The following is a 23,741-nucleotide window of genomic DNA, read 5'->3' on the forward strand; positions in this document are numbered from 1 at the left end:
ATTATGAAGGCGGATCTATCGGATTTGTGAGGCGTGGGTCTATTATTTGACGTGAAGGGAGCTGCGCAGGGTATCGGCGTCTACAAGTAGTTGATCTGTGGTGATTTCGAAAATATTGGCGAGTTTGCACAGGACCAACAGCGAGGGGTTGCCCGCGCATCGTTCGATTTGGCTGACGTAGGTGCGATCCACCTCGGCCATGAGCGCCAGCTGCTCCTGGGTAAGGTTCTTTACGCGCCGCATCCAGCGGATGTTCTCCGCCAGTTGCAGACGAAGTTGTTCGTAGTCTTGAGTCATGCGCGCAAATTGCGCCTTGAGGGACTCTCAATCCACGGGATATAGTCTACATTGGCATTCAACTAGGCCATTTGGTGTTCATGCCTGGTATCGAGCGTTCATTTGGTGTCGTTACGCTTTTCGAAGCTGCGCCCAGCATCTAACAATAAATCAGAAATTTAGGGTGTGTATGGACCAAAACTACATTTCAATTCCTGCGGCGGATGGTTGCCCAAGTCTTCTGACACCTTGGGGCAGCGAATTTTCGCCGATGATCGAGCGTGGTGTGCAATGTGCCCAGGCTTGGCTTGAGGCAACGACCGATATTCCTTTGTGGTGGGAACTGGCGCAAACGCGCAAGACCTTTCCTGTCGGTGACTGCCAAGATGCCTTCGAAGCCGGTTTTCTGTTGAGAATTCAGCAACGGCTTCGGAGCGTGTCACAGTAACCCTGTTGCTTATGGGCGATTGCATCGTCTTGATCGCCCGTTTGCACTCAACCTGGCTGCATCGACACAGACCATGCAGTTTAAGAACGATTGCCGCTTCGCTGGCGCGTTTTTTCCACCGGCTGAACAACTCGGTGGGGGATTGTGCTTCCCTTATTTGGGCGCTGCACCAAGGGCGGCACTTGCTTCAAATGCCACCGGTCATGCATCGAACGTGAAAATCTCTTGAAAGGTATGGTTCCAGACGCCATTCCTCTAGAATGAAGGCTGACAGAAGTAGCTTTCGCCCTGTTACAAACAGGTTTACGTAGCTAAGATTCTGATTAAGTGCAGATTCTGCACGCTCTGAGAACGTGGAGCGAGATATGAAAGCCAAACGAGTGTTGAGTGACGATCTGGTGAGCCGACTGGAGGATAAGATCCCGGTCATGGCTGAAGGCGCCATCAATACCGCCTATATCAACGCCCTGGCTGCCGGCCGCAGTGTGATGGAAGTCATGAACGGCATGCTTGTTGAAACGACTGCTGACGGTAAGCACAAAGTCATTCGGGTGGCCAAGCCCAAGCACAAAGTGACTCTGGGTGGCGTCATTAAGGTGCGCCGTTGCTCATGACTGTCCCTCGGTTGAGGGTCTTTGCTGGACCCAACGGCTCCGGCAAGAGCACGATGAAGAGTGCCATCCCTTCCCACCTGATCGGTATCTACATTAACCCGGATGAAATCGAGAAGGCTGCCAAAGACAGCGGTCGTCTGGAGTTCAGTGATTTTCAACTGGAAGTTGAGGGTGATGAGGTCCTCGGTTTCATTAGGGAGCATCGGCTGGTCAGGTCTGCCCGGCTCGATGAGGAGGCGACCAACATAGGCTTTAGCAGCAACGGCCTGAATTTCCAGACGGTCGCGATGAACTCCTATTTTGCCTCCGTGCTCTCTGACTTCATCCGGAACAAGCTCCTCGAAGACCAGCTGTCTTTCACCTTCGAAACGGTGATGTCTAGCGACGACAAAATCGCTTTTATGCTCAAGGCAAGAGAGTCTGGATACCGAACCTACCTGTACTTTGTGGCAACTGAAGACCCTGACATCAATATCAACAGGGTCAGGAACCGTGTCGCGGCAGGTGGGCACCCAGTTCCCACAGAAAAAATTGTACAGCGCTACGGCCGTTGCCTGAGCCTGCTGCCTGTGGCTATTGCTGCTTCGGACCGGGCCTACATCTTCGATAACTCCGGTGCCGATCTGGTGCTGCTGGCCGAAGTTACGGATGGGACGGACCTTGAGTTCAAGGTTGATGAGGTCCCTGACTGGTTCATGGATGCCTACGTTGAAAAGGTGTCCAACGGCTAGCTGCCGGATTGGCCAAGCTGGGAGCGCCACACCTCCCTTATATGGGCTCTATTCCTCGTGCGCTATCGATCCGTTCAGCTACCCGGTAAGCCGCTTCCAACTCCGAACAGCCATTCTCCTGCATCAGTGTCCAGCGTTCGGCTTTTTCCTCGGGCTCTGTCATGGCCAAAGCGAGGTAAAGACTGGGTGGCACGGCTCGAAACAGCGTCTCGAGCTTTTTCGACAGCACCACTCCCTCGGTGTATTTCCCCGGCTCTTTGCTGGCGGAGAGCAACAGGGCTTTCTGCGCAGGTGAAAGCTTCTTGAACCGTGCGATTTCTTCGATTTCCGCGGGCGGCATATTCAAACAAATCCACCATTCGATCATGTTGAGCATGGTCTGCGCAGCCGTGGGAAAATCAGCAAGGTTCTGCGTCGCCAGCCAGAACCAAGCGCCGAGCTTGCGCCACATCTTCGTCCCCTTGACCACGAACGGCGCCAGCAACGGGTTCTTGGTGATGATATGACCCTCGTCGGTGACCATGATGATCGGTCGGCCCAGGTACTGGTCGCGCTCGGCGAGGTTGTTCACGGTGTTCATCAAGCTGATGTAGCTGATGGACATCTGTGCCTCGTAGCCTTCGCGCGCGTAAGTGGCAAGGTCGACAATGGTCACATCGCCCTCGGGCCAAGGCGTGCCTTCGCGATCGAACAGTTCACCCTCGAAACCCTGGCAAAATAGGTCGATGGACTCGCCCATTTCCTGGGCACGCTCGCGACGTTTCTCCGGCAAGTGCGGGTCGGCGGCGATGCCCAGCAAGGCGTCGCGTACGTCGCGGGTCAGTACCTGGCGACCCGCCGCGACGCAGGTCTGCGCCGCATCGAGAATGCACTCGCGGATCAAGCTGCGATCGGCTCGACTCATGCGCGCCTCTTCTTTGGCCTCGCCGCCGGTGATCATCAGGCGGGCAGTGATTTCCAGTTCGCCGAGAACATCGCGCTGGTCTTCGTGACTGGTTACCACCTCATCGTCCAGCTCATCGATCGACAGACTCGCCACCTGATCCGGCTGCTCGACCAGGCGCCAAGCATCGGCGAACGGGGCGAGACAGACCGAGGCGCCAGGTTTCAATTGGACCTTGTTGACCGACAGGCCCTGTGTCGCGAAGTAGTCTCCCTGCAAGCCGAATGAGTTGCCGGCCTCTACGATAAACAGGCGAGGGCGGTACACGGCCATGACCTGCATCAGTAGGGTGACCAAGGTCGCCGACTTCCCGGCACCGGTGGGGCCGAACAACAGCAGATGACCGTTCATGGCCCGATCCAGGCGTGACAATGGGTCGAAGCTCAATGGCGAGCCGCCGCGGTTGAACAGGGTGATGCCCGGGTGGCCGGTGCCGGTGCTGCGGCCCCAGACCGGAACCAGGTTCGCTAGGTGCTGGGCGAACATCAGGCGGGTGTACCAGTTACGCGTGTCGCGGGCCGGGTTGTAAGCCATCGGTAACCAACGCAGGTAGCTGTTGCAGGCGGCGACCTCATCGCCTTCACTTACCGGTTGCAGCCCCGCGCCCAACAGCGCGTTGGCCAGGCTGACCGAGCGCTGGTGCAATTGCTGTTCATCGTGACCGCGTACGTAGAACGCCAGGGTTCCTCGGTACAGCTTGTGCTGGCGGCCGATGATCGCGCGAGCCTCTTCGACATCCTGACGAGTCTGGGTCGAGGCCAGGTTTTCACCGATGGCTTTGCGAGCTAGGCGGTTCAACTGATCCTCGAGTACATCCTGTGGTTTGACCATTAAGGTCAGACTCGTCACCGTACCTTCGGGTAACTGGTCGAACAGCGCATTCACCGCGTCACCCTTGCGGGTTTCGCCGGTGAGTTGACCAATCGATGGTGCCCGCCGCAGTTTGTCCACCACTATCACCCGGTGGGGTTGATCGTCGAAAAACCAGAGTCCGTGCTGCACATCCGAACGCGGTTCGTTGAAGAACAGCCGCTCGGCAAAGTCATGATCGAAGGGCAGATCCAGCGACTCACCGTCACCCGACTCCGGATAGGCCACGCGGCGGTAGAAATTTTCGGGCGCTTCATCAGTGAGCCTGGGGGCCGGATTGAACCAGGGCAATAACCAGGCATACAGACCTCGGCCATCGACTCGCGTTGAGTGCACCCCGCACGCCTGCAACGAAGCACGGATACGTTCGCAAGCCTGTTGCAGGGATTGCACCGGGGTGAGTCCCGTCTCCTCAGCGTCAGATTCAAGCCAGCGATAGACCACCAGACGCACCCGTCGGTTATTGCCGCGCCAGGGCAGGCGCGTCACCACCTGATCCTCAAACAGACCACCGGGCTTGGCGATGGCCTTCAGATGACGGCGGCTGAGCTGCAAATACGCCTCGGTGAAGACCGTACCTCGCGCGCTGTTCTGAATATAATCGGTGAGCTGGGTCAGGTAGGGTGTGAAGTCGTTGTCGTCTTGACAGAAAAACTGCGCCACCCAAGGCGCTTGATCCAGCTCGTCAAAGCTATCTTGCAGGGCGTCTTCGAGGGCGTCGCGGACCGCCATCAGCCAATCGGGTTCGCGCCCTTCGGTGCCGATGGGCAGCAACTCGAACACCGCACCCACCGAGCGATTGTCATCCAGTAGAAAACACTGCTCAGTGTCGAGGTATTCGACCCAAGGCAGGTAATCGGTGAAGCTGGGGTTGTGCGCATAGAGTGCGGCCTCATCGGCCAAGGTCGCGCGAGGGCGCAATGGATTGCGCCAGCCTTTCCACGTGGGAGTGCGATTGCCCGAATCGCCGCTACGCACTACAGGTCTTCCTGACGTTCACCAGGTAATGCGTACTGCACACGTTGGTAGAACGGAAAGACGGTCGAGTAACCTGGGATCGGTGCCTGCTCGGTACCACTCAGATGCGGATACACGTATAGCACCAGATCGGGATTGGGCAAGCGAGGGAACAGGTTGCGGATCTCGTTCGCCGCTGTGCGAGTGTACGGTTCCTGGAGAGAAAAGGAGAAATCTGCTTGAGCCAACGGGCGGCGTAACTGCTGCCGAGCATCCAGCAGTTGCTGCTGAGTGCCTTGCGAACCGGCGCCGTTCCAGATGTCCAGCATGGTTTGCTCTCCATGGGGCAGAAGCGTCTCCTTGTCGGTGGAGCACCCCGCCAGGACCCAGCAGAACACGCTAATCCAGGTCAGGCAGGGAGGCATGGTCTTTTTCATGGCGAACGCTCCGGCCCTTGGGCTCGTAGTCGATGGTGATCTCATGGTCGAGGTGCAGCGCGACTTGTGCTGCCGGTGGCACGTACACGGCAGCAAAGGCTTCGCCATACAGCTTGTTGACCCACTCGCGGATGTCGCTGACCCCGCCGCTGAGAATTGAATTCAGCGCGCTGTTGCCACTGCTACTGGTGACCCCGAGGGTACTGCCGCCTGAACTGATCACGCTGCTGTTGTTCCGCTCATCCCCGAGCAGGGCGGCGACACCGGCGCCGGCGGCAGTGATCAGGCTCTGGCTGCCGAGGTATTGCTGAGCGTTCGAGCGGCGCTCGCCAGCGATGCAAGGAATGCCATACGGATCGGACAGGTAACCGAGTCCGCCGCGGATCTTGTCGGTGTTTGAGCTCTGGGTGGTGGAGGCAGTGCGGCTGGCTACTGCTTTCGGCTGAGGTACCGTGCGGATGGTGCCATCGGTAAACACAAAGGTGATTGACTCGACCTGTCCACGTACGCAAGACAGGGTCCAGTCACCGGACGCGGTGCCGCTCATTACGGCACCCGCGACGTCTGGCAGGTCGATGCCGTTGGCGGTCAGGTTCTCAGGGCCGACCAGCACTTTGAAGGGATAGGGATCATTCACAGTGCCGTCCACCGGGACGCGGCCGATCAGCGCGGTCATGGCGACTGAGCCCATCAATGTCGCGTTTTCGGGGATGGTGTAGACCGGCTTCGCCCCTTCGGTTCGGTCAACGGATCGCGTCAGGTCACGCTCACCCTTGGTGACTGCACGTAGCTGTTTCTGGCTGCGATCAATAGGATTGTCTTTCAAGCCTTCCAGTGAGTTGAAGGCGGTAGGCAGACTCAATGCGAGGGAGGAGGTCTTGGTTTTGCCTCGGGTGTCGGTGCCCGAAGCATCCGAGGGTTCAATCCACTGCAGCGCATCATTGGCAGGATGCTGTCCGTCAAACTGAGCACCGTCGCCAGGCTCGAGCCCCAATCCGATTGGCATATCCTTGCCTTTGCCGGTCAGCCCCGACAACTGATCCTGCAATTGCGTGAGCAGGCCGCGAGCCTGACGACTGTCTTGTTCCGCTTTGAGTCGGGCCTCGTTGGCTTGGCGGCGGCCTTCGTCGACCTGCTGGGTCACACTGCCAAGCGCGGTCTGGATACGCGAATCGACACTGTTTTCCCGCTCGCGTAGGCGGTTGTTTTCCGTCTGCAGTGAGTCATTGTGTTTCTTCAAACCGAGCATGTCGCTGCGCATGGCCTTCACCTGGCCGACCAGGGTGGCGACCGTGTCGCGTGGGGTATCGCCCGCAATGCCGAGCGACTTGGCTTGCTCGGCGGATAATTGAATATTGCCCTGATCAACTGGGTGCTCTGGAGAAGGTGTGCTGCCACCCGGGACCCAGGTTTTCAGGATGATCAGTACCACGCCCAGCAGCGCAGCCGGTACCAGCCATTTGAGCAAGGCGTTAGCTTTCATCGTCAGCACCTCGCGCAACGGGCGGTAGCAGCACGGCTTGCTCGAGGCCGGCACCGCGGGTGACAAGGTAGGCGATCGTGGTGTCTTCAGCGCTGCCGACAGGCCCGAGGAAAGCATGCTGGAAGGCCGCGGCGAACAGCTTGGCCTGAAGTCGACGTGGATCGAGTTGCACCGTCTCTGAACCACGATTGCGCAATTTCACCGCCGTCACCCAGTAATCACCGAGTCGCCAGACGGCGATGGGTGTGCTGGACACGTTTTCGGTCGGCAGCAGGGTCGGCAGTTCGGTACGCAGCTTGAGCGGGACGCGGCGTACACCGGGCAGGGACTCCACGGTGCGCAGCGGCGCGTACAGGCTTTGCGCGGCGTAGCGCGTCAAAGCGACCGGGATCGGTGTGCGTTCTGGAACAGGGACGGTGCTAGATTCAGCCTCGGTAGCTTGCCCCTGAGCATTCTTGAGAATACGTACGGGCTCCAGCGGTTGATCGCCGGGAGTGGCCGCGATATCCAGGAGGATGATCTCGCCCGTCGTGACCGATTGCAGCTGCAGTCGGGTCGGTGCAATGGCTTCCGACGCTCGCAGGTACAGCGTGCCGCCGGTTGATTGCACACGCAGCTTGCCGGTCAGGGTTGAGGGCACACCGACGCGAACAGCCTCATCGATAAAGACCACTCGTTCCTGATTGATCACCAGCGGGACCGCGAGGGGGAGGCGTTCCCAGTGCATCAGCTCGACGGCCTGCGCTACAGCTCCCCATAGCATCAGTGCAACGGTGAGTCCCAGGGTAGAAATCCGCTTCATGGCTCACCTCCAGGCAGGGAGATTTTTTGCGGAGTGCCCTGATAACAATCCAGTGCCAGCCCCCACTTATTGCGTTCGGGGTCCAGATCAAAACGCACCACGCGCAATGGATACCGCACCACCACCCGTTTCACCGGTTCGGCGGCGTAATATTCATCGGCATTGAGATCGAGCTTGACCAGCCAGCTGTCGCGGTCGAGTTGCTTGACCCTGAGTTCCGGATCTTCGCTGTAGCCTCGGCCCAGAATTTCGTAGACGCCACGCACCCGCTGGCGCAGCTCGCCGGCGGCCTTGCGGTACTCATAATCACCGTCGAGGAAGGCCTTGCAGGCGGGTGTCAGGTAGGACTGCAAGCCATAGATGGCGCGGCGATAATCCTGCTCGCCATCCGAAGGCCAGCGGTTGAGTTGGCCAAAGATGTACAGGGCAAAGGCATAGACATTCTCTGGGGGGACATCCCACCACTTGCGAGTGCTGCCCGAGCGCAGATCCGGGGGGACATGCACCGTCAGATCGGTCGGTGCCGAGCGCCAGCCATACCAAAGTCCGGCACAGACCAGGGCCAGAATCACTACCGCCAGACGCAGGCTGAAGATGTGGGCGTGTTGGGCATCCACCTTGTTCCGAAAACGATTCATGGTTGCCACCGGAACAGGGCAGGGCGCAGTCGACGCGAACGGCGAATCGTCCAGGCGCCGGAGTGGAGAATCAAACTTCCGCGCCCCAGGCGCCAACGGCTGGCGAGTATCCATTCGAGCTTGCGGTACAACCAGGTCTCGGGGCGAGCCCGTTTGGCCCGACGCAAAAGCGTACCACCGGCAAATAACACCAGCGCCATGCTTGCGATCATGCTGGTCGGCGCAACGGCAATAGACGAGGTGACGATCCCTAGAGGAACGCCCAGCAGCAGGCCAATGGCGGCGCCAGTGCCGAGAGCTACCCACATCTCATCATTGGTCAAACCGCGCAGTACGGCAGGATCGCGGTTGAGTCGCTCCGGCAGAAAGACCAAGGTGCCGTCGGCAAGGCGTTCGATAGTGTCGTTCATGTCGACCTCACAGAATCGCGGCGGCCTTGGTCAGGAACCAGATGATGATCACCACCAACAGGGCGCCGATGCCGACCACCGCGCCGAGGTCCTTCCAGGTCTTGCGCTGGTTCTGCACGTCGGCATAGACAGTTAGGGAATGCCAAGCCACCCCGAGAAAAGCGAGCAGGGCGATCAACAAACCGAGCAGGATGCCGCCGTCATAGGCGTAGTTTTTGATCGTCTCGATCAACCCGGAACCTTCACCACGCGAAGGAGCCTCCATGGTGGGAAGCTCGGCAAAAGCCAGGCTTGGGCCGAGCACCAACAGCAGGCCGATCAAGCGCTGGCTGGCACGATCACGCAGGTTGTTTTTTAGAGGGGTAAAGCACTTGAGCATGGCAGTGATCTCCTGGATTAGGACAGCGTGAAGAACATCAGGACTAGTAGGGCGAGCAAAACACGTGCGGCGCTGCCGCCAAACGCGCCGAAGCGCACACTGCCGGTGGCCCAGCCCCGGTAAGCCGTCCACATCACCCAGGTGCACCAGAGCAAAGCCAGGACGAGAACCAGGGACAACCAGAGTGTCGAACTGCTCTGTGCCGAGAAACCGGAGGCGTTTTGGAACGCTGCGGTCTGAGCGTCGGTCATGCTCATGGCGACGGTTCCACGGACGGGATGTCGAGGCGGTAATCGCCGACCAGCTCACCAGCGTCGTGAGGTTGAGCACGGGAGGGCGACAGATAGTTCTGCATTCCTTGGCGAATGCGTTGGATGTCCTGAGACAGGCGGGGATAGTCGAAGCGATAGCGTTCGTTTGGTTCGGAGGTCCTGGCTACCTTAGCTTGCGCCGCAAGGCGCTCAATAGTGTCGACCTGCTGCTGAACTAGGCTGAGCTGCTCGCGCTCATGAGCAGATGCGGCATAGCCGCCGCTATGGAACGTCATCAATATGAGCAGTAGGCAGATTCGGAAAAATGTAGTCGGCATGTGGATAGCCCATTTGGAGATGGGGCCAGCATTCAACTAACGTCCAGGACTCAGCAGTAAGAAACACGAAACACGCTGCGTCATTTTATTTCGATACAGTCTCTGATCGTGGAGCGAGTTCGAACACCGTATCGAGAGCTACGAAACGCGGAAAAATGACACGATTGGACCGCAAGTACAGCATTGGTTACTCATGAAAAACGATTAGTAGCCGTTAACTTTTGATTCCGCTAACAGCATTGTTAGCGGGGCGCAGATAAGCGCGGACGAAATCAGTTAACGAAGAGTGATAGCAGAGAGTGAACATCCAACAAGCAATTCGGCGGTACCGTATTCGACAGGCCGTGGGCTTCTCCTTGATGGTCTTCGGGGGGCTATTTTATTTGGTTTCATCGTTGATTTTTCTGCACCATCAAGCAGAGACTCTCGCGAGCACAAAATTTTTTGGGCATTTGGGAGGGGTTGTGCAAAATTTAGTAGCCGATGTTTACCAGGTCACATCACCCTACATCGGTTTTGTATGGGAGCACGCGCCTACCCTCAGCCAGGAAAACCCGCTCAGCTATGGAAATTTGCTGTTTTTCGGTTTGCTGGGTGTGATGATTATTGGAAAGCAAATTCTCCTTTCCGCTAGCCAACTCAAGAGGCGTGTTCAGGTTCAATTCGAACGTCTTGAGGAAGCTCAGTGGCGCAACTCGATGCAAAATGGAGCAGCCACCCAAGTCAACGCAAATCAGATCGGGCAGATCAATTTTTATCAGCAGTCTATGCCGCCGTCCCCTAGCGGTGATTGGTGGCAGCGGCCGTTGGGTATTGTTGGTTTGTCTATTATTGGCGGTTATGTCGTCGCGATTTTGGCTAAATTCACCGGAATGGTTTAACACGTCAGCGTTACATTTTATTAAATGTATTTTTTAAACGTCGCCGCGGTGATGGCTGTCGTTATTCCGAGCATCATCGCGCAAGGCAAAAAGACGGCCATAGGATTGAGCGAAAAGGGCAGGGACAGATACATGATCCAGGGTACGAGCAGCAGGGGTATCACTGCTCGTTTAGCTCGGTGATAGACAAAACTGCTTTCTCGCCCGGCTCCAAACTTGCGCAGGTCGCGGCGCATCAAACCATCGACAAAACCGGTGAACGAGGCCAACAAAAATAGCGGTGTGGCCAGAGCCAAGATGGTTAGGCGCACTACGAAGGTAAAGGTCACATACACCGCCGCCAGTACGAAATCCTCAATGCTCACGTAGAGCTGATTCGCCCAGCTCCAGAAGCCATTGCCCTGGCCCGAAACCCGCGCCTGCCGGGCAAAATCCTCAAAGCCAGTCTTGACCAGCAGCCACTGATTGAGGAGCTCCAGCCACTGGACAATTGTTTTCCCAGGCTGTTGGATGAGAAGTGAAGCTTTGAAGTGCTCGCTGAGCCAGCCCAACTCACTGGTTAGCATAGCCTGACTATGCCGCCAGCCCTGATCACCCCAGAACAGTAGCAGCCCGGCGAACTCGATGAGGATCGAGAACAGCAACGAGGCAATCAGCAAACCGATGATGCGCAGGACTAGGCTGATCGCCGAGATGATCAATCCCGGACGCTGGATCGGTTGTGGCGGCGTGTTCTGGGTGGAAGTCGCCATAGTTCACCCCATTGCGCGCTGCAGAGTTGATGTGGGCAATACGTCTCCTGGATCGTTTTCTGCTGAATCGAAACCTGTTGTGGGGTAGGGCTACCCCACCTGATCCAGATCGAAGTTGGTAGTTGGGCCGCCACCGCTTGCGCTCCACCATTGCCCCGCCTGCGCGTTATAGGCCGCCCGCATCCGTTGAGTGAGTTCCTGTAGGTCCTTGGGCATGGCGTCGACGTTGGAGGGTTTTGGCAACGGCATGCGGACTTTCCAGAGCTGCCCACCGGCCTGGAAGGAGAACATTTGCCCCTTGGGCAAACTGACGATATGAGCAGGCTCGATCAGCGGCACACTGGTGCTGCTGACACGGTCCTGGGAGGACGAGGTGAAGTCCGTGTTGGCGTCCGGATCGGATGTGTCCGTCGCACCCGACATCAGGGTCTTGGTCAGCACGTTAACCTTGGGTAACTGCTGGGTGAGCAGTTCAGCGGTGGCGGTTTCGCGCACGCGGAGCATCTGCAGGGTGTTGAAGTTGCCAATCACCTGGCCAACTTTGGCGCGGTTGCCGATACGTGCTTCGATATCGCTGAGGGTCTGGGTGTAGGCGGTTACCTGGATACCGGCGCCGCCACCCTTGTTGATCAGGGGGATGAACTCATCGCCCATCAATTCGTTGAACTCATCAGCGTGCAGGTTTATCGGCAGCTTGTCACTGCTGCTGCCTGATGGGGGCAGGCCGTGGTCAATGCCATGTTTGTAGATGTGGCCCGCGACCGAGACCAAATCAGCGAACATGGAGTTGCCCACAGCGGCTGCGACTTCGGCGTCGGTCAGCGCATCCAGGCCGACGTAAACGATGCCGCGTTTGCGAATGATCTGCATCCAGTCGAAGATTGGTCGCGGGTCATCTAGGTCGGTGTAGTTGGGGGCCAGCAGTTGGGCGGTCTTGCCGGTGGTGAGTTTCTCCAGCAGCGGCAGCAGCGAAGCAACGATTTTGTCGAAGTAGGTGCGGTCGTAACGTACTGCCGAGCGCAGTCCATCCAGCACCGGATCGAATACCCGTTTCACCGCCAGGTACTGTTCGATGGCCACCACACGCTTTTCGCGTCCCACCATATGCCGGGGAATGTTCTTCTCAGTGAGTTTGCCTTCCAGTTGGACGATCACTTCCCAGGCTTTCGGATCGGTCTTGGCGAAAAACTGCTGAGCGTATTCGATGAACAGCGCGTCTATATTGACCACATGTCGCTGGATCTGCAGGTAGTCTGGGCGCCGGCCCAACTCGATCAAAGCCCGGGCAATGATGTTGACAAAGCGCCAGGCGAACTCGCGAAAGGCTGCGGAGTTGCCTTCGCCACTGAGTTGCCCAGCGATGCGCGATGCTACCTCCGAGATGCGCCCGAAACGTCCCACCGCGTTGTAACGCGCGGAGATCTCTGGCCAGCCTAGATGGAAAACATAGAATTCCTTTTCCCGACCGGCCCGTTTGGCTTCGACGTACATGCGTTTGAGCAGGTCGGCATCGCCCTTCGGATCGAAGACGATGACCACCTCATGTTCGACGCGGTGAATGTCCTGGGTGATGTACACCTCGGCGAGTCGCGTCTTGCCGACACGGGTAGTGCCCAGCACCAGGGTGTGTCCGACCCGTTCGCCCAGCGGCAGACTGACTTCCGTTTCGTTGGGCTCGACCCCATGCAACAGAGGCGAGCCACCGACTGGGGGTAAAGGGCGCAACGGATTGAAGGCACTGTCCCAGGCGGTGACACGGGCCAGTATCGAGAGCGGAAACGGTGCATGCTCCAGGCGCCGTTCGAGTTCACGGGCCAGCCGGTAGTGGGTCGGTTGGTCGACATAATGGGCGACCGCCGGATCCTGGGCCTCGACCAAGCGCTGGGTGTGCAGGCGGGTCCAGCGAAAGCCGCGACCCATGAACAAACGCTTACGACTGACCGGAATCTGCCGGCTGGTCAGCTCGTAGCGGGGCAGCCGGCGGATATTGCGCCGATAGCGCAACACCTCCCAGGCTTGTCGCAGGCGGATCAGGCCGAACAGGGTATAGGCCAGCGCCGCAACCTGCCCGATCTCGGGTGACAGGGCCACGGCCCAGGGCGAGTACACGCACAACACCGCGGCGGCGATGCAGATTGTTACGGTGTACAACTCGACCGCTGGCCGGAGCTTGGACTCCATCGCATGCTCGGCCATGACCTGACTCACTGTCCCAATGAGGTGGCGGTGATCAAGACGGGGTAGTGCAAAATCTGCAGGCGGGTGGCGATGTCGTTGCCGTTGACCGGCAGGATGGTGATGTCTGGAGCGGCTGCGCGAATTCGGGCCAGGGCTTCAGTGTCGGCTACTTCGACGGCGAGGCCAGCCGCGCCCATTTCCTGCAGTTCAGCAGCGCGCTGACGCAGCCAAGTCAGCGACAGGGGATCGTCACCGACCAGAAAAAATGGCCGCAAGCCCGGCATGTTCAGGGCGCGATACGTGATCTGGCCGGGGCTCAAGTGGGGGCTACGGATGGGCAGTATCCAGGCTTCATCGGCAAACGTGGACAGGTCCGCATGCATGGCCCGATCAGGCTGGATCTTGTTGTTTATTAGCGGCCTGGCAACTTGAAAATGGTGTCGGGTGAAGTCGCTAGGCTGATCCCCGGCTACGGTCAGTTCCGGCTGGGCGAAAGATACCAAAAGCAGGATGAAATAACAGGCGATGGGGATTCGCTTCATGGTGGTGTGCCCTGTTTGAAAGAAACCAGCAACCGTTCGAGTTGCCGGGAAAAGCCGGCGCGGTAACGCGCGGCCGGCGTTCCTCCTGCCGGGCGGTGATATCGGCCGGCAGCTGATACCCAATCACCGGTGGTGGCGTGATGCTCCTGCAACAGCGCGGCGGTCACGGCGAGATTTCGGTAAGGGTCAAGGGCTTCGCAGGGGCTGGAATAACGTTGCCCGTGGTAACCCAGGTTGGTTTGTCCAAGACCGACATCGACCCGCTTGGCGTCATGTCGCGCGAGCGCCTGAAGTAAGGCGTGACAGGCGGCCTGGCGAGTGGCGAAGCGGTAGGGTATTCCGGCGATGTTCAGGGTCCAGGGCCAGGGCAGCAATCGACCACGGACGTGGATACCACTCTCCTGCAGGGCAATTGCGAATAGCACCATAGAAGGGATGTCGGCGTCATGCGCCGCCAATTGATAGGCCGGAGGCGGAAGTTGGTCGGCCTGGACGGCGAGCACCGTCAGCACCAGCGCAAGACCACTCAGTCGAGGCGTTGCCATTGTCCATTCACCTGTTGAAATGTGGCAGGCATTGGCCCCGGGGCACCCAGGCTGAACCAGCGACCACGGTCATGGTTCAGGGTGATCTGCCGGCGTTGAACCTTGACGGGATCGATGCCCGCTTGCCGAGCCCAGCTACGGACGCGTTCATCCTCGCCTTGGCTGCCCACCAGGTAGATATCGAACGCCGTGTCGCTGCTTTGCAGACGCTGGGCTTCGGCGGTACACGCTGAGCAGTGGTCCTCCACAAATAGAGCCTGGCGCGGCGCGGCCGCTGAGCTGATAGGGGGCGGGGATGCCATGCCCTGGATCGGTAGCAGCCCGGGAAACAGCTTGGTCCAGGCCGCGGCGTAAGCGTTTTGGTAGGCCAACTCGCGCTCGGCGCGTTTGGCTTCCAGCGCTACCTGTAATTCGGCATAGCGCTGGCGCTCTTGGTCGGTCTGGGCCTCAACCCCGAGCGCGGTCAACGGATCGAGGTTCGGGCTCCAGAAACCGCGTGGGCCGGATTGGATCTGTTCGAAGCGCGTCCACTCCTGCCCCGTCAGGCCCCAGCTCGCTGCCTGTTCAGAGTCAGAGCGCCCCAGCGGAGCAGACTGCGTGTCCTGGGTCTGTGACTGTGTCGTGACGGGGTTGCCCATCGCAGCGTCCATGGCCAGTAGCGAAGCGAGACAGACGACGGTGGGCAGTAGCGCTCTGTTCATGATCGCTTCTCAAGGGAGGTGCACGGTCTGGTCTGGCTGAGCGGCCACCGCGAAGATGGCTGAGTTCGGCTCCAGCACTTTCAGGTACCAGGCTCCGAGCTGCTCGCCGCTATGCAGCAGCCGAACATCTATGAGAGAGCGACTGTCATGAGGTGCGACTGCCAAAAAGCGCTCACCACCACGGGATTCGACCCCCAACACCGAGAACGGTGGCGAGAGCGGGACGGGCTTGGGGCGAGCGGTCTTTTTCGGTTTAGTCGCGGAAGGCGACGGCGGTGGGGGTGATGGCTGGGTCTTGTGCTCCTGGAACTGTTGCTCGACCTGTTCAAGGTGTGCGCGCAGCGCTGTCAGTTCTGCCACGGTGGCGCGGGCTGCCAGACCATCGCGCAGCTCCTGTATTTCTTGCGCCCACTGATCCAGCATCGGATCGAGGGTATTGGCCTGTTGCTCACTAGTATCGACCATCTGCTTCAGGTCTTTCAGCGCGTACTGCAGCTTCTCTTGTGCATCCTTGAGGGCGCTTGAATCATGTTGCAGGGTGTCCAAAGTTTGTCGGTATTGCGTGTCCGTGCTCTGCAGTTTTGCCATGCGTTGATACTGGTTATACAAACCACCGCTCAGCCCGGCGACCGCCAGGCAAAGGAGCCCGATGATGAGGGTTTGAAACGTTGAGGCTTTCATGACCGCGCCTCCGATTGATGGGGCAAGACGGGTGTAATCAGCGCGACACCGGCATCCGTTTTCTGCTGTTCGAAGCAGACCGAACGGCTGACTTCATCGGTCGTGAGTTGCCAGGCGGGGCCAGCCAGCACTTGTAGCGCGCGGCGCAAAGGGATTGGACCAAGCCGGTAATGGGCTGCAGGCAGAGGCCGGGTAAACAGCAACTTCACCGACGCAGTAACGGGGCAGAGCGAATAGCCCGAGCGCTGCAATACGTACTGCAACGCATCCTGCACTGAGGGGTTTAGGCTGGACGGGATGTTCACTTCAATGATTTGAGCGAGAAGATAGCGTTGTTCCGTGGTGGGCTCGGTGCTGACCAGCGTATAGCGGCCATAGCGGAGTTCTGTCGGATGGTTTCCTTCCGCTGTGTCCCTCGAAAGCTGGGCCCGATTGGAGCCACTGTCGATCTCTGGATGGGTTGGCAATGTATTGGGGATTTGCGCGGTGCAGGCGCTCAACAAACCCAGCAGGCAGACAGGCGTGAAAAAACGCTCCATGGAAAAAACCTCATGACAGATTCAGTGCAAAACCTGACATGAGGTGAAGGAGCAACTCAGTGAGAAAGTTGATTCAAGGCGGGTCGTGTTAACGCTGAACGCGTTGCTATTCATCAAAAATAGCGAGCCCATTCAAGACGGCAGCGTCGGGGTCGAAGATCAACAATCTCGCATCCGCCAATGCCGCCAGGTACAGTACGTTGACTAGGACTTCCGGTGTGCCTGCGTCGAGTTGCTCTTGTCTCAAGCTTGAATAACGTTTGCCCTCAATGTTCAGCAAGTTTTCGTCCGTCCATGGCGTGCCAATCAGCTTGCAACTGATGCCGCAGCAATCCGGCAACTCGAAAAGCTCGAACAAAAGGCCGGTTTGCCTCGGAGCGGAGTTACTTGCCCATCCTTCCAGATAGAACATCGCTTCTTCAGGAAGGTGTGCGGTACTGATCTCCCAGGCTCGACTGTAGTGCCCCGTTTCGAAGCTCAAGCGATGGACCATGGCTTGGGCTTCTTCTAGGGAGTACAGATCGCCGAGGTGATGCCGCTCGTTGAGCATGTCGCCCATCACGGCGTAGATCACTTGGCGCACCAACCCGGTGGACTGGCAGCGTTCATCTAATTCATCCAATTCATCCGGAATGGATTGGCCTTCGCTGATCAAGGCGAAATCGTCATTGAACAGGCAGGTGAACAGTTGCAGCTCATTGTCGGGCAGATGTGCTTGTGAGTCGTGCACTGGTCGAACGCAGGGAGGGCAGTCGTTTTCGTAGGTGATCAGTAGCAGCCGTTCGATATGAAGGTTGTCGTAGCCGCGAGCAAATGGGGTTGAGGCCATCAGCAGAGCTGGGGCTTGGTGTGCGGGGTTCATGAGGGTTCTCCAGAATGAAAATGAACAAGGCGCCCGAAGGCGCCTGTGAGGGTTAAAGCCAGCCGTATTCGGCAAGGGAGAGAGGACGACCTTCACCCACGATGAAGTGATCCAATACACGCACTTCGATCAAGGCCAAGGCCTCCTTCAGCCGTGCGGTCAAGACGCGATCCGCCTGGCTGGGTTCTGTACAACCCGAGGGATGGTTGTGAACCAAAATGGCGGCCGCAGCGTTATGCGCTAGGGAACGCTTAACGACTTGGCGGGGGTAAACGCTGGCGCCATCAATGCTGCCGTGAAAGAGGACTTCGAATGCCAGCACCCGGTGCCTGGCATCGAGAAAGATCACACCGAAGACTTCATGCTCTTGTTGCGCAAGCTGCAGTTTTAGGTAGGAGGCAACAGTGTCAGGCGACGTCAGGATAGGGCCGCGGGCGAACAGCCGACGATCCAGAATATGCTGCGCTTCGTCGATCAGCTGGTTTTCTTGGACAATGCGATCAGCCTCGAAATCCGAGGTCTCAATCAGTGTAAGTTGGGTGCTCATGGCGGTACCTCCGAAGGGAACAATCAGGGGTACACGCCCGAGGGGAGTGGTATCCCCCAAGGTGGGTGTGGAGTCTTGGGCGTTAGCAGATGGCGCGCTGTTTACAGCCGAGTGAATCGGTGGCGTTGACCGTGTAGATGTGAACCACAGCCGTCGCAAGGCGATGGAGAAAAGGTTCTTATTCCCCAGCCGGCTTCGGGATCGAAGTCGGCACTGATGGGCATCAACCGAAGTAGCTCACGATGTATCGCGGCGATGCGTTGTTCGACCTCATCCTGCGAGTAATACAGCGATAAGGTGCTGTAGTCCTCGTAAGCTGTAGCGAACAGGCAGTCGTCGCAAAGCCAGAAGGATTCCATAATGGTCCCCTGTGCTGATTGAAGAAAAGGCGCTCGACGGAGCGCCTTGATGAGGAACATCGTGGACTGTTCAGGCGGACTGAACGGTACGGGTGGCATCACGGCGGGCCGTGCGCGGAGCGGGTGGAGATTCAGGTTCCACCCGAGCCTCTATTGGGTTTTCGGTATCCTCAACTTCGGCATCAGCCGACGGTGGGGATGGTTCACTGTTTGGCGCTTGCTCAGCAGGTGCTGTTGCTTCCTGCCTGGCGGGTGCTTTGTATTCGAACGTGCCGTTGATCTTGATCCAGTCGATGAACAGCAAACGACCTTTCAGGCTGGCGCCCGGTTGGCCTTGTTTCTCGCCTTTCTCATAGAGAAACGGATCGATCCACAGGTCGCCGATACGGAACGACAGCAAGACCTTTTTCTCGGCGTTGACGGCGTCCATATAGAGACGAATCAAGCGTTCAGCTTCACCCCCAGCGACTTTGCAGTCGAAGCGGGTGTACTCCACCGCATCGGTGGCACCGTGCAGGGCTGCGATATCGCAGGCAATGAATGGTTGGCCGCGGCGGACTTGGACTTCACGAACACGGTTGAGGTAGCCGATACCGACGGTGTGCAGGTTGAAGTAAGTGGTCGCTTCTTTGGATTGGTTGGCGTGGGCCATGGTGGTTCTCCTGTTTCAAGGGGAAACGGCGACGCACAGTCCCTGATGGGGAAGTGAGCCCCCGTCAGGGTGGGTAAGGTGAAGAAGAGCGATGAACGACTCACCACCGGCAAGCCGATGACGATCAGAACGATGCGTCTGGCGGAATAACGGTGCAGCTGAGGAACGTCTGCGGTAGTGGTTAGCAGACATGGGGTAGTGGGCATTCATCACCGCTGAGGCGGTAACCGTGCGAGCTTCCGAACGCTGATCGCACTTGGGTAAACCACCACGAACGTGGCGTAGCCTTGAAGGTTCAAGCTACCTGGGCTGGGCTGTCAACGACAGCAAACCACGCCCTTTGTATAAGCCTGTCACAGGGGAGCGTCAAGACGCTGCAACCCGATTTTTTATAGCCGGAATACAGTGGCAGTCACTGGACTGAAGAAAGTGAAGAGTGGGCCTGACGGGATGCCAGGCGAGGAAGAAAAACCACCTTTGACGGTCTTACGCAGTCGACCAGCGCCTCGCAACACTTGGTTGAACTGCGCCATGATTCGCCAACCGACCCTTGTCGTGGCCTGGGTCGGAACATGCTGGCACGCATCCGCGCACAAAAGGTGCCCAGTGTTTCCCCGGCGGGCTCCGGGACTGAATACGATCGCCGAAGCGGATGACCGCTGTTGCCGGGTAGAGGCAACAGTGGTCATCCGCCACCACGATCAGGTCAAGCACAAAACGGGAATGAAATCCCGCAGAAGAGAAGGCTCCGAACTCGACGAGTTCGACCGAGCTACCCGGAGCAAATCGGTCTTGGGTCGCCATTGGCGATGATCCTGAGGCACTACAGCAGAGAGGGTGGGACGACGTCAAGGCAGAGAACGCACCGTTCTCATAATGATCGTCCCATGGAACATCATGAGCGACGCGTATCTTTACTGATCGACACAGTGCCCTTGCAATCTGGGTAGTGGGAGCATGACCAGAACTGCCCTGATTTTCCTTTACGTCTACGCATCGAGGCATTGCAAATGGGGCAGGCCGGGCCGGCTTCGACAGGTACCGCCAAGGTGAGTGCGCCACAGTGTTCGACCAATTGTGCAATCCAGTTCGCCTGCTTGGCGACGAACGCATCAAGGGTCAGGCGTCCCGTTTCGATTTCGTCCAGGGCCTGTTCCCATATCGCGGTCATGCCCGGATCTGCGATTGCGGCGGGTACCGCCTCAATCAGGGTATGGGCCGCTGCGGAGGCCATTAAGGCGCGTTTTTTCTTCAGCAAGTAACCGCGATCAATCAACCCCTTGATGATGCCGGCTCGCGTGGCTTCGGTACCGATACCGGTAGTGTCCCGAAGTTTCTGTTTCAGGCGTGGGTCGTTGACCAGCTTGGCGACGTTTTTCATCGCCTTGATCAGATCGCCCTCGGTGAGTGGTTTGGGGGCGGCGGTGCGCATGGACTTGAGTTCGACGTCGTCCACTGCGCACTGCGTGCCCTGTTGCAAGACGGGTAAGACTTGGGACTTGTGACTGGGTTCGTCCTCCTCGGTGTTTTCGGAGAGCAAGCCTTTCCAGCCCTGGACCAGGATCTGTTTGCCAACAGCGGTCAATCGTTTTTCGCCACATTCCAGTTCGACCTGGGTTCGATCAAACTCATGAGACGGAAGAAATTGCGCGAGGTAGTGGCTACGAATCAGTTCGTAGACTTGGCGTTCTTGTTCGGACATCCGCGCAAGGTTCGCCGGCTCGGTGGTGGGAATGATGCCGTGGTGCGCGGTGACCTTGGCATCGTTCCACACGCGGGAGTGCAGTGATCGATCGAGTCTTCCGAATGCGGGCCGCAGGGTGGGATCGGTTTTGAGCAGGGCATCGAATACCCCAGATACCTCGTCGAACATACTCTCTGGCAAATAGCGGCAATCACTGCGCGGGTAGGTGGTGGCTTTGTAGGTTTCATACAGAGCCTGGGCGATATTCAGGACTTCCTGAACGCCGAGTCCCAACTTGCGCGAGCAGACTTCTTGCAGCGTGCTCAAGTCGAAGGGCAGGGGCGCCGCTTCGCGGAAATGCTCAGTCTGCAGCGAGAGTACTGTGGCGGTCTTGCTGCAAGAGATCGCTTGGACCGTTTGACTGGCAAGCGCCTGTTGCAGGCAACGACCCGCTTCGTCCTGTCCTGAGCTTGGCGGTAACCACGATGCGATGAATCGCTGACCCCTCGACGATAAGTGCACTTCAACGTTCCAGTAGGGCACCGGAACGAAACTGGCAATCGCACGATCCCGATCGACCACTAGGCGTAAAGTGGGTGTCTGTACGCGTCCAACCGACAGCACGCCGTCGTAGCCTGCCCGCCGACCGAGGAGGGTAAACAAACGACTGAGGTTCATGCCGATCAGCCAGTCAGCACGGCTGCGGGCGAGGGCTGAGTGATAGAGCGGGAAGGTCTCCTGACCAGACTTCAGCGAGGACAATGCTTTGCGAATCGACGCCTCGTTGAGTGCCGACAACCAGAGGCGCTGAACGGGGCCTCGATACTTGCAGAGTTCCAGTAACTCGCGGGCAATCATTTCACCTTCGCGGTCGGCGTCGGTCGCGATGACGACGGTGGTGGCTTTACTGAGCAGGCGCTTGATGACTTTGAACTGTGCCGCAGTCTTGGGTTTGACCTCGACCTGCCACTGCGCGGGAATGATCGGTAGATGATCTAACGACCAACTCTTGAAGTGTTCACCATAAGCTTCAGGCGGTGCTGTCTCCAGCAGGTGACCGATACACCAGGTGACGGTTGTCTCGGGTGCGATTAGGCAGCCATCGCTGCGCCGGCTGGCTCCGAGAACTTTGGCGATGTCACGACCTTGGGAAGGTTTCTCGCAGAGGAAGAGGCGCATAAGACTGCTCCGGATGGGGTCCGGAGCAGAGTTGTTGGAAACAGCAGCTACGAGATATGAGAAACCTGACTCGCAGGTACCTCATATTAGTCGGTGAGGACTGCCTTGACGATCCGATGCTGTTACCCCGTTTTAGCGTGGACGACAGTGTGGGTCTTCACGAGCAGCGAGTAGTAATACGCCAGCAACTTCGCGCAAAGGCGCAATTTTTATGCCTAATGCTCGTCATTCCGGAGGTGGCGGCCCTGTGCGCTTTTTTGGCTTCGACGCAGGTGAGCTGGCTTGCTCTGTATTTTGCCCGACGTGTTTCGCAGATGCTGCCGGTTCATTGGATCGCTCCCGCATGACCACGCTGTGCACTCGATGAGGCAGGATGCCGACTCGACGGGCCTCGATCTTGAAGGTCACCCGCGCGTTGTCTTCGCTGTCCTCCCACTCATCTCGTATCGTGCGGCCCTCGACCAGCACACGCATACCTTTCTGGTACAGCGTGCTCCAGTGTTCAGCCTCGCGGTGCCAGAGCTCAACCGGCGCCCAATAGCCGCCTCGATCTTCGTAGCCGCCCTCGCGTGGCACGGGGTTGTCGAAGTACACATTCAGCCGTAGCAAACGCCGTGGCTCGTCATTGCCTGAGGCGAATTCCTGGAACTCTGGCGCACTGCCGATGTTGCCTTCGCCGACGAAAAAAGTACTCATCGTGATATCTCCGCTGCGGTTGTGAACTGGCGCAGCAGCCGTTCGGCACTGGCCATTTTGATCGCGCAGGTCGAGGCCTGGCGGTAAAGCGAATGCACCACGCTCATCTGCAGGTTCAGTGCAATACGGTTGCATTCGAAACGGTGCAACCCCTCGCGTACGGCCTGCGGTTGGGTCTTGTTGCGGACCTGGCGTTCCCAGACCGCAACCCCCATGCGGGCGAAGTCACGGGTGCGCCAACGCAAAAAGGTGCTGCCCGCGCTGGTGTTCTGCAGCACCAATCGAATATCCAGCAGTGAGTACGGGGGCTGTCCGGCTTGCTGCACAACAGCTTCCATCAGGTGACATAACTGCGCCTCGATTTCCCTCGCCACCTGCGCCAGGTGGTCCAACTCCCCCTTACCCTTAAAAGGTTTTAAAAGGCCTTTTAGGGAGGCAGCGTGTTCGAGCTGTCGATAGGCATCCGGTGTTAACGCTTCGAAGGGCATTGGTTGAGCCGGGATCATGAGATTCATGCTTCGTCCTCCGGCTCATCCACCGTCGCAGATGGCTCTCTCGCTTCCTCTGCCAATGCGTCCGCGTCATCCACTGCCACAGCACCACGACGAATGATCGGTGGCGCGAACTGGGAGCGGCGATGACCCTCAAGAATGTCCATGGGGGGCAAACCCATCTTCTCGATGGCCGCCAGAGCACGGGCATTGTTCGCTGCCATGTCATCACGGGTGACGCCAGAATGCCGATAGCGCTGCGCCTGGCCGAACAGGCTGCGCAGCAGATGGGCGCCGTCATCGATCCAGGCTTCCATGTCGACGCGGCCGATCAAGGCTGTGTGATGGGCCAATAGGGTACGACGCACCAGGGTGTCGTAGTCGGTCAGCAGGTAGACCGCCAGAAAACCCAGCTGGCTGCCGATGTACAACGGCAAGGTGACGGGGTGGATGTTGAGGTTGTCGCCCATGTCGATCTGTGTCGGCAGGTCCTGTCTGATCCGATCCAGCTGTTGGGTCAGTTCCAGCATCCCAGCCTTGGCCTGCATCAGTTTTTCTTCGAGTTGTACGATGGCCCAGTCGGCATAGGGATCGTCCTGAGCCGCGGTTTGTTTGATCAGGTTGGTGACACTGATGTAGCCGGCCATGCCCATGATCGAGTGAACGCCTTCGCGTGCGGTCCGCCCTTGCCAGATACGGGCGGCGTGGTGAGTGTGCAGGGTCAGGGTGATGCTGCTGCGCAATGAACCCAGGTTGAGTTGGTAATGATCGGCCACGGCGTTGTCCTCGCATTCGCTTGGACGGAAACGTTGCGGCAGATGAGGGTCAAGGACAGCCAAAAAACTGAATGCGGTCTGTTCGGTTTGGTTTAAGAG

The 23,741-nt window shown here is 58.3% G+C and carries 28 protein-coding genes and 1 pseudogene; 4 read left to right on the top strand and 25 right to left on the bottom strand.

What is annotated here, in order from left to right; all coding sequences use genetic code 11:
* Positions 1 to 42 precede the first annotated feature (42 nt).
* Positions 43 to 297, bottom strand: coding sequence for a helix-turn-helix domain-containing protein (locus BLL38_RS22345; protein WP_020300913.1), 255 nt, complete (start codon positions 295 to 297; stop codon positions 43 to 45).
* Between the two features lie 169 nt (positions 298 to 466).
* Here BLL38_RS22345 and BLL38_RS22350 point away from each other — a divergent pair, with 169 nt between their 5' ends.
* The 3 genes from BLL38_RS22350 (at position 467) to BLL38_RS22360 (ending at position 2,069) form a co-directional block, all read left to right on the top strand.
* Positions 467 to 724 (top strand): LasR-specific antiactivator QslA, encoded by a 258-nt coding sequence (locus BLL38_RS22350; RefSeq protein WP_076964374.1) that lies wholly within the window; start codon positions 467 to 469, stop codon positions 722 to 724.
* Between the two features lie 365 nt (positions 725 to 1,089).
* Positions 1,090 to 1,338, top strand: coding sequence for a hypothetical protein (locus BLL38_RS22355; protein ID WP_020300912.1), 249 nt, complete (start codon positions 1,090 to 1,092; stop codon positions 1,336 to 1,338).
* Entirely contained in the window at positions 1,335 to 2,069 is a 735-nt protein-coding gene (locus tag BLL38_RS22360) for an ATPase (protein ID WP_020300911.1), read from the top strand. Before BLL38_RS22355 ends, BLL38_RS22360 begins: the two co-directional genes overlap by 4 nt.
* A 37-nt stretch (positions 2,070 to 2,106) precedes the next feature.
* Here BLL38_RS22360 and BLL38_RS22365 read toward each other — a convergent pair whose 3' ends face one another.
* From BLL38_RS22365 to BLL38_RS22405, 9 genes are read right to left on the bottom strand one after another with little or no spacing between them, the layout of a single operon-like run.
* Complete coding sequence (locus BLL38_RS22365) at positions 2,107 to 4,860, bottom strand: conjugative transfer ATPase (protein WP_020300910.1); 2,754 nt, start codon at positions 4,858 to 4,860, stop codon at positions 2,107 to 2,109.
* Positions 4,860 to 5,276, bottom strand: coding sequence for a TIGR03751 family conjugal transfer lipoprotein (locus BLL38_RS22370; RefSeq protein WP_032903625.1), 417 nt, complete (start codon positions 5,274 to 5,276; stop codon positions 4,860 to 4,862). Before BLL38_RS22370 ends, BLL38_RS22365 begins: the two co-directional genes overlap by 1 nt.
* Entirely contained in the window at positions 5,239 to 6,759 is a 1,521-nt protein-coding gene (locus tag BLL38_RS22375; RefSeq protein ID WP_020300908.1) for a TIGR03752 family integrating conjugative element protein, read from the bottom strand. Before BLL38_RS22375 ends, BLL38_RS22370 begins: the two co-directional genes overlap by 38 nt.
* Complete coding sequence (locus BLL38_RS22380; RefSeq protein ID WP_020300907.1) at positions 6,749 to 7,561, bottom strand: TIGR03749 family integrating conjugative element protein; 813 nt, start codon at positions 7,559 to 7,561, stop codon at positions 6,749 to 6,751. The genes BLL38_RS22375 and BLL38_RS22380 overlap by 11 nt, the downstream gene beginning before the upstream one ends.
* Positions 7,558 to 8,199 (bottom strand): PFL_4703 family integrating conjugative element protein, encoded by a 642-nt coding sequence (locus tag BLL38_RS22385; RefSeq protein WP_020300906.1) that lies wholly within the window; start codon positions 8,197 to 8,199, stop codon positions 7,558 to 7,560. The genes BLL38_RS22380 and BLL38_RS22385 overlap by 4 nt, the downstream gene beginning before the upstream one ends.
* Positions 8,196 to 8,609, bottom strand: a complete 414-nt coding sequence (locus BLL38_RS22390) for a TIGR03750 family conjugal transfer protein (RefSeq protein ID WP_020300905.1) — start codon at positions 8,607 to 8,609, stop codon at positions 8,196 to 8,198. Before BLL38_RS22390 ends, BLL38_RS22385 begins: the two co-directional genes overlap by 4 nt.
* A 7-nt stretch (positions 8,610 to 8,616) precedes the next feature.
* Positions 8,617 to 8,988 (bottom strand): TIGR03745 family integrating conjugative element membrane protein, encoded by a 372-nt coding sequence (locus BLL38_RS22395; RefSeq protein WP_020300904.1) that lies wholly within the window; start codon positions 8,986 to 8,988, stop codon positions 8,617 to 8,619.
* 17 nt (positions 8,989 to 9,005) lie between these two features.
* Entirely contained in the window at positions 9,006 to 9,245 is a 240-nt protein-coding gene (locus BLL38_RS22400) for a TIGR03758 family integrating conjugative element protein (protein ID WP_020300903.1), read from the bottom strand.
* Positions 9,242 to 9,577, bottom strand: a complete 336-nt coding sequence (locus BLL38_RS22405) for an integrative conjugative element protein, RAQPRD family (protein ID WP_020300902.1) — start codon at positions 9,575 to 9,577, stop codon at positions 9,242 to 9,244. Before BLL38_RS22405 ends, BLL38_RS22400 begins: the two co-directional genes overlap by 4 nt.
* Before the next feature lie 299 nt (positions 9,578 to 9,876).
* Between BLL38_RS22405 and BLL38_RS22410 the strand changes: the two genes are divergently transcribed.
* Complete coding sequence (locus tag BLL38_RS22410) at positions 9,877 to 10,458, top strand: hypothetical protein (protein WP_020300901.1); 582 nt, start codon at positions 9,877 to 9,879, stop codon at positions 10,456 to 10,458.
* A 20-nt stretch (positions 10,459 to 10,478) separates the two neighbouring features.
* On the opposite strand, the gene BLL38_RS22415 is transcribed toward BLL38_RS22410, so the two are convergent.
* The 15 genes and pseudogenes from BLL38_RS22415 to BLL38_RS22485 form a co-directional block, all read right to left on the bottom strand.
* On the bottom strand, positions 10,479 to 11,210 hold the full coding sequence (locus BLL38_RS22415) for a TIGR03747 family integrating conjugative element membrane protein (protein ID WP_020300900.1): 732 nt from the start codon (positions 11,208 to 11,210) through the stop codon (positions 10,479 to 10,481).
* Between the two features lie 90 nt (positions 11,211 to 11,300).
* Positions 11,301 to 13,406 (bottom strand): type IV conjugative transfer system coupling protein TraD, encoded by a 2,106-nt coding sequence (gene traD / locus BLL38_RS22420; RefSeq protein WP_076964375.1) that lies wholly within the window; start codon positions 13,404 to 13,406, stop codon positions 11,301 to 11,303.
* Between the two features lie 8 nt (positions 13,407 to 13,414).
* A complete protein-coding gene (locus tag BLL38_RS22425) occupies positions 13,415 to 13,930 on the bottom strand; it encodes an integrating conjugative element protein (protein ID WP_020300898.1) in 516 nt (171 codons plus the stop codon).
* Entirely contained in the window at positions 13,927 to 14,475 is a 549-nt protein-coding gene (locus tag BLL38_RS22430) for a lysozyme family protein (RefSeq protein ID WP_020300897.1), read from the bottom strand. The genes BLL38_RS22425 and BLL38_RS22430 overlap by 4 nt, the downstream gene beginning before the upstream one ends.
* Positions 14,457 to 15,176 carry a TIGR03759 family integrating conjugative element protein gene (locus tag BLL38_RS22435; RefSeq protein WP_032903628.1) on the bottom strand — a complete coding sequence of 240 codons (720 nt, stop codon included), beginning with the start codon at positions 15,174 to 15,176 and terminating at the stop codon, positions 14,457 to 14,459. Before BLL38_RS22435 ends, BLL38_RS22430 begins: the two co-directional genes overlap by 19 nt.
* A 9-nt stretch (positions 15,177 to 15,185) precedes the next feature.
* Positions 15,186 to 15,857 (bottom strand): hypothetical protein, encoded by a 672-nt coding sequence (locus BLL38_RS22440; protein ID WP_020300895.1) that lies wholly within the window; start codon positions 15,855 to 15,857, stop codon positions 15,186 to 15,188.
* The gene (gene pilL2 / locus BLL38_RS22445; protein ID WP_020300894.1) at positions 15,854 to 16,396 is read right to left on the bottom strand and encodes a PFGI-1 class ICE element type IV pilus protein PilL2; all 543 of its coding nucleotides are present in this window, start codon (positions 16,394 to 16,396) and stop codon (positions 15,854 to 15,856) included. The genes BLL38_RS22440 and pilL2 overlap by 4 nt, the downstream gene beginning before the upstream one ends.
* Positions 16,397 to 16,502: 106 nt before the next feature.
* Positions 16,503 to 17,258: a DUF5983 family protein gene (locus BLL38_RS22450; RefSeq protein WP_020300893.1), complete on the bottom strand. Its 756-nt coding sequence runs from the start codon at positions 17,256 to 17,258 to the stop codon at positions 16,503 to 16,505.
* A gap of 52 nt (positions 17,259 to 17,310) precedes the next feature.
* Positions 17,311 to 17,691 (bottom strand): annotated as a pseudogene (gene radC, locus BLL38_RS22455) (RadC family protein); the annotation flags it as partial.
* Between the two features lie 215 nt (positions 17,692 to 17,906).
* Positions 17,907 to 18,164, bottom strand: coding sequence for a hypothetical protein (locus BLL38_RS31485; RefSeq protein WP_076964380.1), 258 nt, complete (start codon positions 18,162 to 18,164; stop codon positions 17,907 to 17,909).
* 70 nt (positions 18,165 to 18,234) lie between these two features.
* Positions 18,235 to 18,816, bottom strand: a complete 582-nt coding sequence (locus BLL38_RS22465) for an STY4534 family ICE replication protein (RefSeq protein WP_020300891.1) — start codon at positions 18,814 to 18,816, stop codon at positions 18,235 to 18,237.
* Between the two features lie 895 nt (positions 18,817 to 19,711).
* Complete coding sequence (locus tag BLL38_RS22470; RefSeq protein WP_020300890.1) at positions 19,712 to 21,679, bottom strand: DNA topoisomerase III; 1,968 nt, start codon at positions 21,677 to 21,679, stop codon at positions 19,712 to 19,714.
* Positions 21,680 to 21,904: 225 nt separating this feature from the next.
* Positions 21,905 to 22,375 (bottom strand): single-stranded DNA-binding protein, encoded by a 471-nt coding sequence (locus tag BLL38_RS22475; RefSeq protein WP_020300889.1) that lies wholly within the window; start codon positions 22,373 to 22,375, stop codon positions 21,905 to 21,907.
* Positions 22,372 to 22,890 carry a DUF3158 family protein gene (locus BLL38_RS22480; protein ID WP_032903630.1) on the bottom strand — a complete coding sequence of 173 codons (519 nt, stop codon included), beginning with the start codon at positions 22,888 to 22,890 and terminating at the stop codon, positions 22,372 to 22,374. Before BLL38_RS22480 ends, BLL38_RS22475 begins: the two co-directional genes overlap by 4 nt.
* The gene (locus BLL38_RS22485) at positions 22,887 to 23,642 is read right to left on the bottom strand and encodes a PFL_4669 family integrating conjugative element protein (RefSeq protein ID WP_020300887.1); all 756 of its coding nucleotides are present in this window, start codon (positions 23,640 to 23,642) and stop codon (positions 22,887 to 22,889) included. The genes BLL38_RS22480 and BLL38_RS22485 overlap by 4 nt, the downstream gene beginning before the upstream one ends.
* Between the last annotated feature and the right edge of the window lie 99 nt (positions 23,643 to 23,741).

The organism is Pseudomonas gessardii (assembly GCF_001983165.1).
GTDB lineage: Bacteria > Pseudomonadota > Gammaproteobacteria > Pseudomonadales > Pseudomonadaceae > Aquipseudomonas > Aquipseudomonas gessardii.